General features: G+C 35.8%; 15 protein-coding genes. 12 read left to right on the top strand and 3 right to left on the bottom strand.

Annotated elements, in window-relative coordinates; genetic code table 11:
* The first annotated feature begins 36 nt into the window (after positions 1–36).
* The 3 genes from bioD to bioA all read left to right on the top strand — a co-directional run bounded on the left by bioD (position 37) and on the right by bioA (position 3,215).
* Positions 37–648, top strand: coding sequence for a dethiobiotin synthase (bioD, locus tag C1631_RS03005; protein WP_103249101.1), 612 nt, complete (start codon positions 37–39; stop codon positions 646–648).
* 2 nt (positions 649–650) lie between these two features.
* A complete protein-coding gene (gene bioB / locus C1631_RS03000) occupies positions 651–1,634 on the top strand; it encodes a biotin synthase BioB (RefSeq protein ID WP_109710369.1) in 984 nt (327 codons plus the stop codon).
* A 291-nt stretch (positions 1,635–1,925) separates the two neighbouring features.
* Positions 1,926–3,215 (top strand): adenosylmethionine--8-amino-7-oxononanoate transaminase, encoded by a 1,290-nt coding sequence (gene bioA / locus C1631_RS02995; RefSeq protein WP_109710367.1) that lies wholly within the window; start codon positions 1,926–1,928, stop codon positions 3,213–3,215.
* A gap of 97 nt (positions 3,216–3,312) precedes the next feature.
* Here the strand turns inward: bioA and C1631_RS02990 are convergent, their stop codons facing one another.
* The gene (locus C1631_RS02990; RefSeq protein ID WP_109710365.1) at positions 3,313–3,630 is read right to left on the bottom strand and encodes a winged helix-turn-helix transcriptional regulator; all 318 of its coding nucleotides are present in this window, start codon (positions 3,628–3,630) and stop codon (positions 3,313–3,315) included.
* 93 nt (positions 3,631–3,723) lie between these two features.
* Here C1631_RS02990 and C1631_RS02985 point away from each other — a divergent pair, with 93 nt between their 5' ends.
* Positions 3,724–4,494 (top strand): MBL fold metallo-hydrolase, encoded by a 771-nt coding sequence (locus tag C1631_RS02985; RefSeq protein ID WP_109710363.1) that lies wholly within the window; start codon positions 3,724–3,726, stop codon positions 4,492–4,494.
* Between the two features lie 65 nt (positions 4,495–4,559).
* Here C1631_RS02985 and C1631_RS02980 read toward each other — a convergent pair whose 3' ends face one another.
* Both C1631_RS02980 and C1631_RS02975 read right to left on the bottom strand, forming a co-directional pair.
* Positions 4,560–5,114 (bottom strand): hypothetical protein, encoded by a 555-nt coding sequence (locus C1631_RS02980; protein ID WP_109710362.1) that lies wholly within the window; start codon positions 5,112–5,114, stop codon positions 4,560–4,562.
* 206 nt (positions 5,115–5,320) lie between these two features.
* Positions 5,321–6,526 (bottom strand): CynX/NimT family MFS transporter, encoded by a 1,206-nt coding sequence (locus C1631_RS02975; protein ID WP_228440985.1) that lies wholly within the window; start codon positions 6,524–6,526, stop codon positions 5,321–5,323.
* A 71-nt stretch (positions 6,527–6,597) separates the two neighbouring features.
* Between C1631_RS02975 and C1631_RS02970 the strand changes: the two genes are divergently transcribed.
* The 8 genes from C1631_RS02970 (at position 6,598) to C1631_RS02935 (ending at position 14,050) form a co-directional block, all read left to right on the top strand.
* Positions 6,598–7,380: a helix-turn-helix domain-containing protein gene (locus C1631_RS02970; RefSeq protein WP_109710358.1), complete on the top strand. Its 783-nt coding sequence runs from the start codon at positions 6,598–6,600 to the stop codon at positions 7,378–7,380.
* 461 nt (positions 7,381–7,841) lie between these two features.
* Positions 7,842–8,450, top strand: a complete 609-nt coding sequence (locus tag C1631_RS02965; protein ID WP_109710356.1) for a hypothetical protein — start codon at positions 7,842–7,844, stop codon at positions 8,448–8,450.
* 67 nt (positions 8,451–8,517) lie between these two features.
* The gene (locus C1631_RS02960) at positions 8,518–10,122 is read left to right on the top strand and encodes a Na+/H+ antiporter (RefSeq protein ID WP_109710354.1); all 1,605 of its coding nucleotides are present in this window, start codon (positions 8,518–8,520) and stop codon (positions 10,120–10,122) included.
* Positions 10,123–10,215: 93 nt separating this feature from the next.
* Positions 10,216–11,391, top strand: a complete 1,176-nt coding sequence (locus C1631_RS02955) for an MFS transporter (RefSeq protein WP_109710353.1) — start codon at positions 10,216–10,218, stop codon at positions 11,389–11,391.
* A 14-nt stretch (positions 11,392–11,405) separates the two neighbouring features.
* Positions 11,406–12,173 (top strand): siderophore-interacting protein, encoded by a 768-nt coding sequence (locus tag C1631_RS02950; RefSeq protein WP_228440982.1) that lies wholly within the window; start codon positions 11,406–11,408, stop codon positions 12,171–12,173.
* Between the two features lie 54 nt (positions 12,174–12,227).
* Positions 12,228–12,797 (top strand): Crp/Fnr family transcriptional regulator, encoded by a 570-nt coding sequence (locus tag C1631_RS02945; RefSeq protein WP_109710351.1) that lies wholly within the window; start codon positions 12,228–12,230, stop codon positions 12,795–12,797.
* 70 nt (positions 12,798–12,867) lie between these two features.
* Positions 12,868–13,551 carry an SIP domain-containing protein gene (locus C1631_RS02940; RefSeq protein ID WP_109710349.1) on the top strand — a complete coding sequence of 228 codons (684 nt, stop codon included), beginning with the start codon at positions 12,868–12,870 and terminating at the stop codon, positions 13,549–13,551.
* Positions 13,552–13,639: 88 nt separating this feature from the next.
* Positions 13,640–14,050, top strand: coding sequence for a hypothetical protein (locus C1631_RS02935; RefSeq protein WP_165828228.1), 411 nt, complete (start codon positions 13,640–13,642; stop codon positions 14,048–14,050).
* Positions 14,051–14,291 lie beyond the last annotated feature (241 nt).

The following is a 14,291-nucleotide window of genomic DNA, read 5'->3' as shown; positions in this document are numbered from 1 at the left end:
GAAAACAAAAATTAATATACAAAATCCCAATTACAAATGAGGCTATTTGTCACAGGCATTGGAACAGAAATAGGGAAAACGGTGTGTTCAGCTGTCTTGGTTCAATATTTTAAAGCCGATTACTGGAAACCAATACAGTCAGGAGATCTTCATTACACTGATAGTGATAAAGTTGAAGCATGGACAGACTATGTCATTTGTCATCCCGAAACATACCGTTTAAAATTGGCTGCCTCACCTCATCAGTCTGCAAGAGAAGAGCAGATAAAAATCAACCTTGATGATTTTAGGTTGCCTGATACAGAAAACCCTCTTATTGTAGAGGGAGCAGGAGGATTGATGGTTCCGATTTCTGATAACAGGTTTATCATTGATCTGGTAGAAACATTAAATCTCCCTACGGCACTTGTAGTGAGAAATTATCTGGGGTGCATCAATCACAGTTTGTTGTCGATGATGGCATTGCGACAGAGGAATATCAGGCTGGAATACCTGATTCTTAACGGAGAATTTCCGGAAGATACAGAAAGAGTAATCTGCAGTTTTATTGAAGAAGATACTAAAATTATCAGAATTCCGGAAATAAAAAGCTCGGATAAAGAACATATAAAAACTGCTGCAAAGCAATTAACAATAACAAAATTATGATAATGGATAAGAAAACAACATTGAGAAACGACTGGACTAAAGAAGAGATTGAAGAAATATATCATTTACCGTTGATGGAGCTAATTTACAAGGCTGCCTCTGTTCACAGGGAATGGCATGATCCTTCTGAAGTGCAGATTTCCACTTTGCTATCAATCAAAACCGGAGGATGTCCCGAAGACTGTTCCTATTGCGGACAGGCAGCACGTTACCACACCAACATCAAAGTACAGGCTTTATTACCAACAGAAACTGTGATTGCCCACGCACAAAAAGCAAAAGACAGCGGCTCATCACGTTTCTGCATGGCTGCGGCATGGCGTGAAGTTCGAAACAATCGTGATTTTGACAGAGTCATTGAGATGGTAAAAGGAGTCAATGATCTTGGATTAGAAGTATGCTGTACTTTAGGAATGCTTACTGAAGAACAGGCTGTCAGACTTCAGGAGGCCGGATTATATGCTTATAATCACAACCTCGATACTTCAGAACAATATTATGAAGAAATCATTTCTACCAGAACGTTTGACAACAGGATCAATACCATCAATAATGTCCGAAAAGCCGGAATTACAGTTTGCTCGGGAGGTATTATAGGACTGGGAGAAACACACAGAGACAGAATTTCAATGTTGTTAACCCTAGCGACAATGCCTAAACATCCGGAATCTGTTCCGATCAATGCACTAGCAAGAGTAGCAGGAACACCCTTAGCTGATAATGAAAAAGTAGATACCTGGGAAATGGTGAGAATGATTGCTACGGCAAGAATCGTTATGCCTTCTTCAATGGTTAGGTTAAGTGCCGGACGTATTGAAATGTCTGAAACAGAGCAGGCATGGTGTTTTATGGCGGGAGCCAATTCAATTTTTACGGGAGAAAGAGAAACATTATTAGTCACTCCAAATCCGGGCGTATCTGAAGATATGCAGATGTTGCAAACACTTGGGTTGAAACCAATGATGAAAAAAGAAACGTGCTGCTAATAATTATTTTAAATGCTAAGCTCGCAAAGGAATCATAATAATGTTTTTTCACATTCGCAAAGACCTTGTACTCAGCAAGGAAACTCGCATTATCTTAGCTGAGTGAAACGCTCTTGCGATCTTTAAATAGAAAATATGAAATAAAATCTTTGTAACCCGTTGCGTTCCAATTATTGATTGATCTAATTTTAAAAGCTGTACCAAGTGGGAGTTATAATAATCATTAAAGCTACATTGTAAGCTTTATGTTAAAAAAACGATCTCATCAACTATAAATACAATTTGTCATCTATGAACACAATAACCCCGGTCAGTTTTCAGCAAAGAGATAAAGCTGTAAACTGGCACCCATACACCCAAATGAAGACCGCGGATGATGCGATTCCCATTGTGAAAGGAAAAGGTATCTACCTCTATGATACTGAGAATAAAAAATATATGGATGTTGTCTCTTCATGGTGGGTAACCTTACACGGACATTCAAATCCTTATATTGCCCAACGTGTTTTTGAGCAGCTGAATACGCTTGAACAAGTTATTTTTGCTGGTTTTACTCATGAGCCGGCGATACAGCTTTCCGAGAATTTATTGCAGCTTTTGCCTTCTAATCAGAAAAAAGTATTTTACTCGGATAATGGTTCTACTGCGGTAGAAGTGGCATTGAAAATGTGTATTCAATATGCGCATAATCAAGGAAAAAAGAAGACTAAAATTGTAGCTTTTAAAAATGCTTATCACGGAGATACTTTCGGGGCTATGTCGGTAAGTGGGAAAAGCTTTTGGACCAAACCTTTTGAAAGTATGCTTTTTGAGGTAGTTTTTATTGAAACTCCCAATGCAGAAAATATAGAAAGCCTGCAATTACAGATTAAAGATCTGGCGGAGGAAGCAGCTTGTTTTATTTTTGAGCCTTTAATACAGGGTGCCGCAGGGATGTTGATGTATAAGGCGGAGTATTTAGATCGTTTGATGAAATACTGTCGGGAAGAAGGTTTATTGATGATTCAGGATGAGGTTTTTACAGGTTTTGGAAGAACAGGAAAGCTTTTTGCGGCAGATCATCTTACTGAAAAACCTGATATAATGTGCTTTTCAAAAGGGCTTACCGGAGGAACCATGCCGATGGGTATCACTACCTGTTCCAATGAAATTTATAACGTTTTTCTCTCTGAAGACCGTCATAAAACTTTATTTCATGGTCATTCCTTTACCGCTAATCCGTTAGCTTGTACAGCTGCTCTGGCCAGCATGGAATTATTACTTCAAAAAGAAACCCAAATGAACATCAGACGTATTACTCATCAGCATTCGGAGTTTATCGAAAGACTAATTCCTCATCCTCGGGTAGAAAATGTCCGTCAGATAGGGACTATTCTGGCTTTTGATTTTAAAACCGGATATGGGACTTCCTATTTTAATGAGGTTGGGAAAAAACTATATCATGAGTTTTTGCAGCGTGGAATGATCATGAGACCGCTCGGAAATGTAATTTATCTGGTTCCTCCATATTGTATTACTTCTGAAGAATTGGATTTTATATATCAGAATATTATGGAAGTTCTGGATCAGTTTAAAGACTAGAATATTGTATACAAGTACTGTTTTATATTAGATTTAGTAATTTTAAACTACATTTAAAATTGTTGCTAACCATAAAAATAAAGGCCTAAAAAACACACTACGAGCTCAGTTCATTCCCCCATAGATGAAGTTGAGAAAGGATAGGACCTAGTTTCTTCCCTTTCTCAGTGAGCTTATAATAAACTTCAGGAGGAAAATTATAAACTTCAATTCTTTGAATAATATGATCTTCCTCCAGTTGTTTGAGTTGTTCTGCAAGTACTTTTTTAGAGACTCTCGGCATATTTCGCCACAATTCTACAAAACGCACTGTGTCTTCCTCAAAAAGATTATGGAGGATTAACGGCTTCCATTTACCGGAAAGAATATCAAGGCTTTTCCTTAAACCACAGTTGGTAAACTCTTCAAAATTCATAGGTTGTTTTACTATAAATGAATAACCTTTTGGTAACCTTCGATTGTTCTCCTTCTGTTTACCAATAGATTTGCTTTTACAAACTTAAGCAAAATGAAATTACAATTATGGCGCAATGCAACATTGCTATTGAAGATTGACAAGGTGTCTATTCTCGTCGATCCTATGCTCGGGGAGAAAGGATCGTTAGGAAAATTCCCCATGACAGACAGTGATTTATTGAACCCATTGCTAGATCTGCCTTTTACCAGGGAGGAATTAGTAAAAAAACTGGCGACCATAGATGCAGTAGCTATTACTCATTTGCATCCTGATCATTGGGATAGTGCTGCTGTAGAACTTATTGATAAAAATATACCTGTTCTTTGCCCGGACAGTATTTCAGAACAGATTGCTCAACAGGGTTTTCAAAATATTATTTCAATCCATGATCATATCCGTTGGAAGAATATTGATATTTCGATGACAAAAGGAAAGCATGGAACAGGAGAAATTGGAGAAAAGATGGGGGTTGTAAACGGCTTTGTTTTTAAAAAAGAGAATCAGTCGGTTTATATTGTTGGGGACAGTATCTGGTATGAAGATATTGCAAATGAAATCGACCAACATCAGCCACAGCATATTGTTGTAGCCGGAGGAGCTGCGACTTTTTCTGTGGGAGAACCTATTATTATGACCAGTAATGATATTGTCAAAGTCTGTCAACAGGCACCTCAGGCAAAAGTTTGGGTAACCCATCTGGAAGCAGTGAGCCATTGTAAAGAGGATAGAAATTTTATTCAGAAAAAGATGAATGAAAAAGGATATACCAATCAATGTTTTATCCCAAAAGACGGCGAAGAAATCGATTTGTCTTTTAGCTAAAACAGGTCAGCTACGCAGATTTTCAAATCTATAAGGTTGATCGATAGGGCTGGGAACAGGAGCTTTTAAAGTTCCTGTTCTGCATTTTTCAGGGTTTTTATGAGTTCTTTCAATTCTTCTCTGGTAAACTCGTTCAAAGAACGTCCATAACTTCCTGATGGAAATTTGATATAATTAATCCAACGGGTTTGGGATTCATTGTAGATCCCTCCGAATTCAATATTATTCAGGGTAACGAACTTATATTTGGTTTCCTGATCGATTTTTTCATGCTCTTTTTGCTCCAACTTCTGAAGAGACAGGATGAGGTTTCCAAGTTCTTTTTTTTCTAAGGTTAAAGTTTTTCTTGATATTTCGTCATACGTTTCATATTCATACATGATTCCGAGAACGGTTTCTATAGAATTATCGGATAAATCTTTTGTTGTAATTTTCTGAAGATTTAAACTCTTGAACTTAATCAGAGTGCTTACTTTTTTCTCAATTAATGTTCCTTTCCTGGAGTTAATTTTAGGAGGGGTGGTTGTTATTGAAGATCTCTGAAACGAAGGAGGTGGCGAAATTTGTGCTGTTAATGATATGCAGACTGTACAGCAGATTGAAATAATAATTTTTCTCATTGACGGGTTATTGTTTTTTTATTCTAATCCCTGGCAATGTATAAAAAATTCACCGAATTAAAAGACTACAAAAAGAAATATTACTGAACACTCAAACCTTATCGTCTTTTGGAAGCCTGTAAGGTTGAAGACAAGTATTTTGATTTGCTCCATAAAAAAGACATTCTTCAAAAAAATGTCTCTTTTTTATTAAAACTATCTGAAAATTAGTCTTCCACATATTGATGTCTTGCTGCTTTTATTCCAAAATACAACATCAGTATCACAGACATGCTAAGGAAATAGAATGAGCTTCTCCAGGAAATATCCCAATCATGAAGTTTTCCAAAGATAGGGGGACCAAATGCTGCAATAAGATAACCGACAGATTGTGCCATTCCCGATATTTTTACCGCATTAATGCTGCTTTTTGTTCTTGTAGAGAAAAATAAAATTGATAAGCTGAACGATAGTCCGTTGGCAACCCCTATGATCACAGCATTTACGTAAATCCATTGAGATTTCATAAACACAAACATCATTGTGCTCCCAAACATTAAAGTACAGATAAAAAGAATCATAATTCGCTGATCTTTCATTTTGCTGGCAATAATAGGACAGAAGAAGGTGATAGGAATCATCGTAATCTGAATCACAAAAAGAACCCATCCTGAGCTCTCACCCTGCATATTATAATCCGAAAGGAACGAGGGTAACCATGCTACCATACAATAATAAAATAAAGATTGCAATCCCATAAAGGCACTTATATTCCAGGCCTGAGATGACTTAAACATATTAAAATCTGAAGTACTTAAAGCCGTTTTGGGGCGCGTAGAATTTTTTTTGTTAAAAATAAACTCAAGAATTAAAACCATAAATCCTAAAGCAGCAATCACCAGCCAGATTCCCAAGGAGCCTCGCCACCCCAATCCCGTCCATTCTCCTATTTTCACGCTGAATCCCGAAGCTAATGCCGCGGTAAGATTCATTGAAACGGCAAAAACTCCAGTCATCAAACCAATTTGCCTGGGAAAGTTGTTTTTTACATATCCCGGTGTCACTACGTTTCCGATACATATTCCCAGTCCGATAAATACAGACCCTAAGAATAATAACCATTGTGAGCCGGAAATCCGTAGAAATAATCCAAAACTCAGAATAAGTAAAGAATACATCAGAAGTTTACTGATTCCAAATGTATTTGAAAATCTGCTGACCAATACAGAACATGCTGCAAACATAAAGAGAGGAATAGAAGTAAGAAGGCTTACCTGAAAATTATCCAGTTTCAATGCCTCTCTCACATCACCAAGTACAGGTGAAACTGCTACGATAGGCGAACGAAGATTACTGGAAATTAAGATAACTACCAGAACATTAATGATTAATAAAACATACGAAGCATTCTTTTTGACTTCACTCTTCATCATGATAAAAACTTTTGTGCAAAATTAATACTGTAATTTTGTTTAATTTTGCCAAAGTTTTAACCCAAAACGACATGAACGCCAACGACAGTATAGTGATTGATGAATTAAAAAAACCTTATTTTGTATGGTTTGAAGAAAACTGGATCCATGATGATGTTCTTCACCAACATCAAAAAGGGCAGTTGGTGTATGTAGAAAGTGGTTTTCAATATATTACCATTGAAGAGAAAATTTATCTTCTTCCACAAAACCACGCGGCATGGATTCCTCCTCACGCGATCCATAAAACCAATTCACATTCTGAAAAGATTAAACTGATGATCATGTTTGCCGAGGTAAATCAGAAAGATTCTTTTTATCAACATGTCAATGTATTTTCCGTTCCGCCTGTATTAAAAGAAATGATCAAATATGCTGAAAAATGGTCAAAACTAATGGTAAAGGATCATCATGAAACCTTATTCTTACAAGCTCTTTTTAACGAATTACCTCGTTTTGCAGAATATTCATTTATGCTTCATATCTGCCTTCCTAAAGATAAACGTCTAACTAAAGTTATTGAATATCTGCATGATCATTATCAGGACGAAATTAAAATGGAGGATCTTGCTGATGCTGCTCTTTTATCTTTACGTACTTTAGAACGTATTTTTAAAAAGGAGACAGGATTGACCTTAATTAAATACCAGCAAATGCTTAGAATTATCAAAAGTCTTGAGTTTTTGAGCGCAAATGACCTAACAATTTCGGAAACAGCATACCAGGTGGGGTATAAGAGTGTACAATCATACTCAAGAAGTTTTCAATCTGTTATGCAGTTCAGACCGACAGATTTTATTAAAAATATGAAATGATTTTATATATGAAAAAGTGATTTATTATTTATAAAATCTCTTTTATTTGTGTGTTTGAGGGTGTTTTGGTCTTTTGATTATTTAATATTTCACACTTTTTGTTTTTTTTCATATTGGTATCAAATAATCAATTATGTTGTCATAAAAAATAAAAAGGCCTCCTAGAGGGGAGACCTTAAAAAAACACAAATGATGAAAAAAAATTATTTCGATTCACAAATATAAGTAAAAATTGTATTATGCTAAACACTATATGTGCATTTTTTTTAAATATTATTTATTTTAAGTAAAAATAATTATCCTATAATTGATTGTGGTTTTATTTAAGATTATGGAATTCGGCCTTACAGTGTATCACAGACTGATAAAAGCGTTTTTTATCAACTTGTTAAAACGGGTATGTGATTCTGATCATAAAATAATGCAGATTGTTTTTATTAATTTGTTTTAAAACTGATCATATGGAACCAAAGCATATTAAAGGAGTTCCTCCACAAACATCCGGTGGTTTCCATGATACTGAAACCCGAAAACGATTTGAGGCTGCTGTTATTCCATCGAAATTTAAAATACTACAGAAAAGATTTCTTTTAATCAATCAATGGAAAAGTTATTGTGGATCAGCTTTTGCAGATTTTAAACTCTATGATTCTGAAGGAAATCCTGCTGAGCGGGAACCCCAGAAAGGAGATTTCATCCGGATTAATATTCCCGGCCCCGGCGAGCCTGAGGCCAAAGGCTTTGATTGGGTCGAAATTATTGATATGTGCTATTATCAGGATCCTGTTTCAGAGACTATAAGCATGACCTGCAGGCCTTCCGGAAATCCCCAAAATAAAAAGAATTCTCATATTGCCCATTTCTACAGTGCAAAAGCAACCTCTACATTTATGATTTACAGAGACTCATTACATTTGAAAGCTGCTGTTTACGGAAGAAATGAGTCTCCTAACTTCAATGCAAAATGTATTGATATCGTCAGGAATCTCGTGGTCGCGGCGGGAGGGATGATGGGGATTGCAAAAATTCAGTGGAAACAGCTTACTGATGGTTTTTTAGATTTTGATTAATTTTTTTTGATCTGGATCAAAGTTCTGAAAATATGGGCTGTCTAATTTTGCGGCTTATTATAAAGCTATGGCAGAACTTGAAAAAATTATCTGGATATCCATTATTTTAATTATTATAATTTCAGTTAAAGATAAGATCAAACTTGCTCTTCCCATTTTGTTGGTAATAGCCGGCTTAGTGTTTAGCATAACGGGACTTATTCCATCAATTGATATGAGCCCTGAGATGGTCTTTTATGTTGTTCTTCCTCCTATATTATTTGATGCAGCCTGGAATACGTCAATTCCTGATTTCAAGAAAGAATTTTTTAAAATCTCTGTATTGGCAATAGGGCTTGTTTTTTTGACAACGACCATTATTGCTATAATAGTACATGCTGTAATTCCGGGCTTCAGCTGGCCTGTAGCTTTTGTATTGGGGGCAATTATTTCTCCCCCTGAAGCAGTAGCTGCAACGAGTATTACTAAGACACTTCCGCTTCCTCAAAAATTAATCACGATTCTGGAAGGGGAAAGTCTGCTTAATGATGCTTCTGCACTGATTGCCTACAAATGTGCTGTAATAGCTCTTTCCAGTGGTTTTTTTTCTTTTTGGGATGCCGGGTTACAGTTTATCAGTATAAGTCTTGGCGGAATTGTCATTGGGATACTTATTGGTTTATTATTCCTAAAATTGTATCCCTACTTTAATGGCAACAGCAGTACCGAAACATTTGCTGTTGTTCTTCTTCCTTTTGCTGCCTACAGTCTGGCAGAGCATCTTGGATATTCCGGAGTTTTGGCAGTTGTTTTATTAGGAATGTTTCTTTCCTGGAATTCAATCTCCTTATTCACAACTGAGAGCAGGATGCAGATGGGGCACTTTTGGGAGGTTATTATTTTTATTTTGAACGGTTGGGTTTTTCTAATGCTTGGAATGCAATTACCCTATATCATCTCAAATATATCACAAAAAGAAATTCCGGTTCTGATCCTGTATGGTCTTTTGATCTTTTTTGTACTTGTCATTATAAGGCTGATGGTACTTTTAATATTTCCTGTTTTTACAGATAAAACATTGGGAAAAGAGGGTGAGTTTCTTACGTCTTCAAAAAAAGAATATATTATTTTATCATGGTCTGGAATGAGAGGGGTAGTTTCACTGGCAGCAGCACTTGCTTTACCCCTGACAAATAATCAGCAAAATATTATAGAACAAAGAAGCACTATCTTATTTCTATCTTTTATAGTTATCATTTTCACATTACTGATTCAGGGGTTGACTTTGCCGAGGTTAATTAATATGATAAAACCTTCTGTCCCTGATAAACAGAAGGAAAAAGAATTGAATCAAACTCTCCTGAAAAGATCTATTGTGTTTTTAAAAGATAGGCAACCCGAAAATATCAAAATTAAGAGTGAACTGAAAAAAATGATAGAAAAGCTTGAAAAAGAGGATCTTCTGATAATACAAAATAATAATGATTCTGAATGGTCACCTTGTACAGATTGGAAAAAAGATTATTTCAAGCTTGAACTTCAGCTGGCAGAATATCAAAGGAAAGTTTTAATTGAAATTTATCACAAAGGACAATTTACTCTTGAAATAATCCGAAAAAAAGAATCAGAGCTCGATTTCTGGACCACGACGATTCGTCATGAAATAGAAACGATCGACCACTATTCTGAATAAAAAACCAAACTCCATTTCCTTTTTTGACCTAGGTCAAAGTTTGATATTGCCTGTAACAGGACATTTGCAGCTGAATATTTTAAACAAAAATTTATGAGTAAAACATTAGAAAAGGGGCCCTCTATCAATTTCTATCAGGCAACAACTCCTATTATTATTTCTGTATTTGGAGTATATCTTACGATAGGGATTGCTTTAGGAGTGCTCCCAAAATTTGTCCAGAATAATTTAGGATTTGATGCCATTATTGTAGGGCTGGTCATTGGTCTTCAATCGTTATCAACCCTGCTAACCAGAGCTTATTCAGGAAAAATAACAGATACTAAAGGGGCCAAAAACAGTAAAATGACCGGGGTTATACTAGCAATCATTGCAGGGGCAATATATGTTCTGGCTGTGTTATTTCAGGCTAACCCATTTTTAGCGTTGGTTCTTTTATTTCTGGCAAGAATTATCCATGGAGTAGGAGAAAGTTTTCTTGTTACAGGAGCGTTGACCTGGGGAATAGGTTTGGTAGGACATTCCAGCTCAGGAAAGGTAATGACCTGGAATGGGATTGCTATGTATGCCGGGATTGCCATTGGAGCACCACTTAGCATTTGGCTCAGCAAAGAATACGGTATATTACCCGCATTTATTCTTATTGCTTTGTTTCCGGTTGTAAGCTGGTTATCTACCGTAAAACTTCCTTCGATTCCTGTAGATAGAGATCATATAAGAACTCCTTTTTATAAGGTAATCGGTGCTATAGCAGGCCAGGGGTTGAGTCTTGCGTTTTCGTCGATGGCATTCGGATGTATAGCCTCCTTCATTGCCTTATTTTTTTCAGAGAAAAATTGGGGAGATGCTTCACTGGCATTTATTGTTTTTGGAATATGCTATGTATTAACCAGAATTCTTTTTGCCTCTTTCCCTGATAAATACGGAGGTTTGAAAATTGCCTTGATCTCTTTAGTGATTGAAGTAATAGGGCAAATGTTGATCTGGACTTCTATTTCTAAAACAGTAGCCATCATCGGATGTGGATTAACAGGAATCGGTTTTTCATTGGTTTTTCCTGCCCTTGGAGTTTTGGCTATCCGGAAGGTAAAACCTCAGATGAGAGGAACTGCGCTGGGAGCTTATGTAGCATTCGTTGATCTTTCATTAGGACTTGCCGGCCCATTAGCAGGATTAATTGCAGGATGGCTTGACTATCAGTCAGTCTATTTATTTGGAGGAATCAGCTGTATACTTTCAATTATTATTTTACTATTTAACAAAAAATAAATACAATTTGACTTATGATGACCCATCTAATGAAACCGAAAAAAATACGTTCAGAATTTATTGTTAAAAACAAAGAGTTTCTCACTCCCCACCTGATCCGTGTGGTATTTGACATCAATGAAAATCAAGCTGAGTTATTGAAACAGGTGCAATCCGGTTCTAACAATAAGATATTTATTCCCGCTGGAGAAATGAGAGGTGAACCGCTGGTCAGGACCTATACAAATCGAAAGATTGATCTTGAGAATCTTGAGCTGACTATAGATTTTGTATATCATGGTGAAAGTGGTCCCGCATCGGCATGGGCTTTACAAGTAAATGTGGGAGACAGTCTGGAAATAGGAATGAAAGAGAGCACACGAGCTTTAGTTCCGGATGCAGACTTTTATCTTTTTGTGGGAGATGCTACAGCATTACCTGTAATCTGCTCTATTGTTGAACAGCTTCCATCGTATGTAAAAGCAAAAGTGTTATTAGAAGTCCATGGGAAAGAAGATGAGCTGATATTATGTTCTGCGGCTGATATTACTGTAGAATGGCTTCATAATCTACAGCCGGAGAAAGGAAGTAGGTTGTCAGAACGTACCAAACAATTTGAATTTCCTAAAGGTATTTTGAAAGAATATGTTTATGTTGCAGGTGAATACACTACGGTACGCGATCTTCGCAGTTATTTTAAAACAACATTACAATGGGATTTGCACGGACTCTATGCCTGTTCATACTGGAGAGCAGGTCAATCTGAAGATGAGCATCCCACAAAAACAGATAATAACGGCTAGGAGATGAGCAATAGAGCTTTTATTGCTATATTTGCTATTCATTGATTTATATACATGGAGGAGCAACTGGTTTCATATATCAAAAGCAAAATATCGGTAACAGATCAGGAGATGGATGTTATTCTTTCTTATTTTAAACCGATTAAATTAAAAAAGAACGAGCTGTTGCTTACTAACGGGCAGTCGAGTCAGAGAACTTATTTTGTAACAACGGGCTGTCTGAGAATATTCTTTATTAATGAGGAAGGACAGGATTCTACCAGATATTTTGCTTTTGAAAATCAGTTTGCAACAGCACTGGTGAGTTTTATTACTTCAGAACCTTCAGAAGAGTTCATTCAGGCTGTCGAAGATTCTGAAGTATATTATATCACTCACAAAAATTTTTATCACTTGCTGGATATTATTCCAAAATGGGAAAAGTTTTATAGAATTTATCTTGAAATCGCCTATGTAACGAATACTAAAAGACTAATGTCTTTTCTGGTTCAGGATGCATTGGAAAAATATCGTCAATTGATGAATGAAAATCCCATTATTGTTCGCAGACTTTCAAACAAATTGGTGGCCTCTTATCTCAATATTTCACAAGAAACTTTGAGTAGGCTAAAACCTAGGCTCTGATATTTTTTTGATTCAGGTCAATCTTTTAAAAGTTTGTGGTTCTCAAATTTGTAACCTTAATTTTAAAAAGATGACGAATCTTCAAAATATCCCTTTACCTATTTTCACAGGAATTATTTTATTGAAAAATAAAATTGCAGGCCATACCTACCATATAAAAGTTCAAAGCCGGGATTTTCCCCGGATTCAATATGTAGCAGGGCTTGTCATAGAGATTTATCAAACTAATCCTTATTATGATCACCAAAGCAATGTAAGAAGATATGCTTTCTGGGATTATGAACCGATTCATTCTGTCGCTGATTTTGCCATCACAATATCTTCAGATCAGGAAGACAGAAAATGGATAGAAGCTCTTCAGGAAGGAGATATTCTTTTTTTCAGATCACTTCCTGAACCTATCATTAAGGATTATTCCGGAGATCATTATTTTCTCATTGGGGATATAAGAGGGCTATCTGCTCTATATGAATTTAACAGGGCATTACCGGTTAGTAAAACGGTAACAAGTCTTGTGCTCATTGAAGATGAAGAAGATTTTTTTGCGGATGTGGATCATAGTTTTCCCTTAAACAGTTATAATATTAAAAGCATTCACTCTGCAAAAATATTGGAATATATACAGAAATATTTTCCAAAAAATAAGAGAAATACAATAGCTTATATCTTTTGTGATTCAGGTTGTTTTATTGCTGACTATTTGAAAGGTACTCCCGTTTTCGGAATCAGGGAAGTATATGTAAATTCTTTATAGGAATAAAGGATAACAATATTAAGTAAAAAGTTATGGTAATATAACTCTGTTGTTAGCCCTTTGAAACCCTTTATTTAAAGGAAATTTAATGTTCATTTACTTTTTTAGAAATAATTTTAACCTTATCTTTGCGGGGATGTTAAAATGGTTTTCCATATTTTGTTCAATGATGTATGTGCTGGCAACCACCAATGCGGGGGAAGTGTTTAAAGTGCCTATGTTTGTGGAGCACTATATAGAATACCACGGAAGTTTATCCGAATTTGTGATGGAGCATTATGACAATCATAAAAAGGATTCTGACTGGGATTTGGACCAAAAATTACCATTCATCAATCCACCTATTGTATTGACGGTATTTGCACAGCTTCCTGAGCATCGTTTTGAAATAAAAAAACCAAAAGAATTTGCTGTTCCTCAGAAGAATAGTATTTATCAGGAAAAAGACTTCTCAAATCTTTTTCTTTCCCGGATTTTTCAGCCTCCCCGGTTTTCATAATTAATTCCAGATTGAAAATAAATGCTTTAGATAATTATTTAAAGCACTCAATTCTTATTACATATTCATTAACTCGTTGTGCATTTTACTACAAAGGCATAAAAGGTAATAGCATTTAAGCTGAAAACTAAAATCCGGCTTTCAAAACTTTACCTTATGTGACTTCCAGTATGGTAATTATATCATTGTAACCTTACTTTATTGAACTCAATAATTTAGGAATAAGACTTTTGAGATTAAA

The sequence above is a fragment of the Chryseobacterium phosphatilyticum genome, assembly GCF_002899825.2.
In the GTDB taxonomy this organism is placed as follows: domain Bacteria; phylum Bacteroidota; class Bacteroidia; order Flavobacteriales; family Weeksellaceae; genus Chryseobacterium; species Chryseobacterium phosphatilyticum.
Note: the sequence above shows the minus strand (reverse complement) of the source record. Positions and strands in the feature narration are given on the sequence as shown.

Bases quoted from the DNA above. Each gene is read 5' to 3' on its own strand.
- C1631_RS02935 (WP_165828228.1), top strand. From the start codon at position 13,640: ATGTTCATTTACTTTTTTAGAAATAATTTTAACCTTATCTTTGCGGGG.
- C1631_RS02955 (WP_109710353.1), top strand. From the start codon at position 10,216: ATGAGTAAAACATTAGAAAAGGGGCCCTCTATCAATTTCTATCAGGCA.
- C1631_RS02965 (WP_109710356.1), top strand. From the start codon at position 7,842: ATGGAACCAAAGCATATTAAAGGAGTTCCTCCACAAACATCCGGTGGT.
- C1631_RS02990 (WP_109710365.1), bottom strand. From the start codon at position 3,630: ATGAATTTTGAAGAGTTTACCAACTGTGGTTTAAGGAAAAGCCTTGAT.
- bioB (WP_109710369.1), top strand. From the start codon at position 651: ATGGATAAGAAAACAACATTGAGAAACGACTGGACTAAAGAAGAGATT.
- C1631_RS02950 (WP_228440982.1), top strand. From the start codon at position 11,406: ATGATGACCCATCTAATGAAACCGAAAAAAATACGTTCAGAATTTATT.
- C1631_RS02975 (WP_228440985.1), bottom strand. From the start codon at position 6,526: ATGATGAAGAGTGAAGTCAAAAAGAATGCTTCGTATGTTTTATTAATC.
- C1631_RS02960 (WP_109710354.1), top strand. From the start codon at position 8,518: ATGGCAGAACTTGAAAAAATTATCTGGATATCCATTATTTTAATTATT.
- C1631_RS02940 (WP_109710349.1), top strand. From the start codon at position 12,868: ATGACGAATCTTCAAAATATCCCTTTACCTATTTTCACAGGAATTATT.
- C1631_RS02945 (WP_109710351.1), top strand. From the start codon at position 12,228: ATGGAGGAGCAACTGGTTTCATATATCAAAAGCAAAATATCGGTAACA.
- C1631_RS02980 (WP_109710362.1), bottom strand. From the start codon at position 5,114: ATGAGAAAAATTATTATTTCAATCTGCTGTACAGTCTGCATATCATTA.
- C1631_RS02985 (WP_109710363.1), top strand. From the start codon at position 3,724: ATGAAATTACAATTATGGCGCAATGCAACATTGCTATTGAAGATTGAC.
- bioA (WP_109710367.1), top strand. From the start codon at position 1,926: ATGAACACAATAACCCCGGTCAGTTTTCAGCAAAGAGATAAAGCTGTA.
- bioD (WP_103249101.1), top strand. From the start codon at position 37: ATGAGGCTATTTGTCACAGGCATTGGAACAGAAATAGGGAAAACGGTG.
- C1631_RS02970 (WP_109710358.1), top strand. From the start codon at position 6,598: ATGAACGCCAACGACAGTATAGTGATTGATGAATTAAAAAAACCTTAT.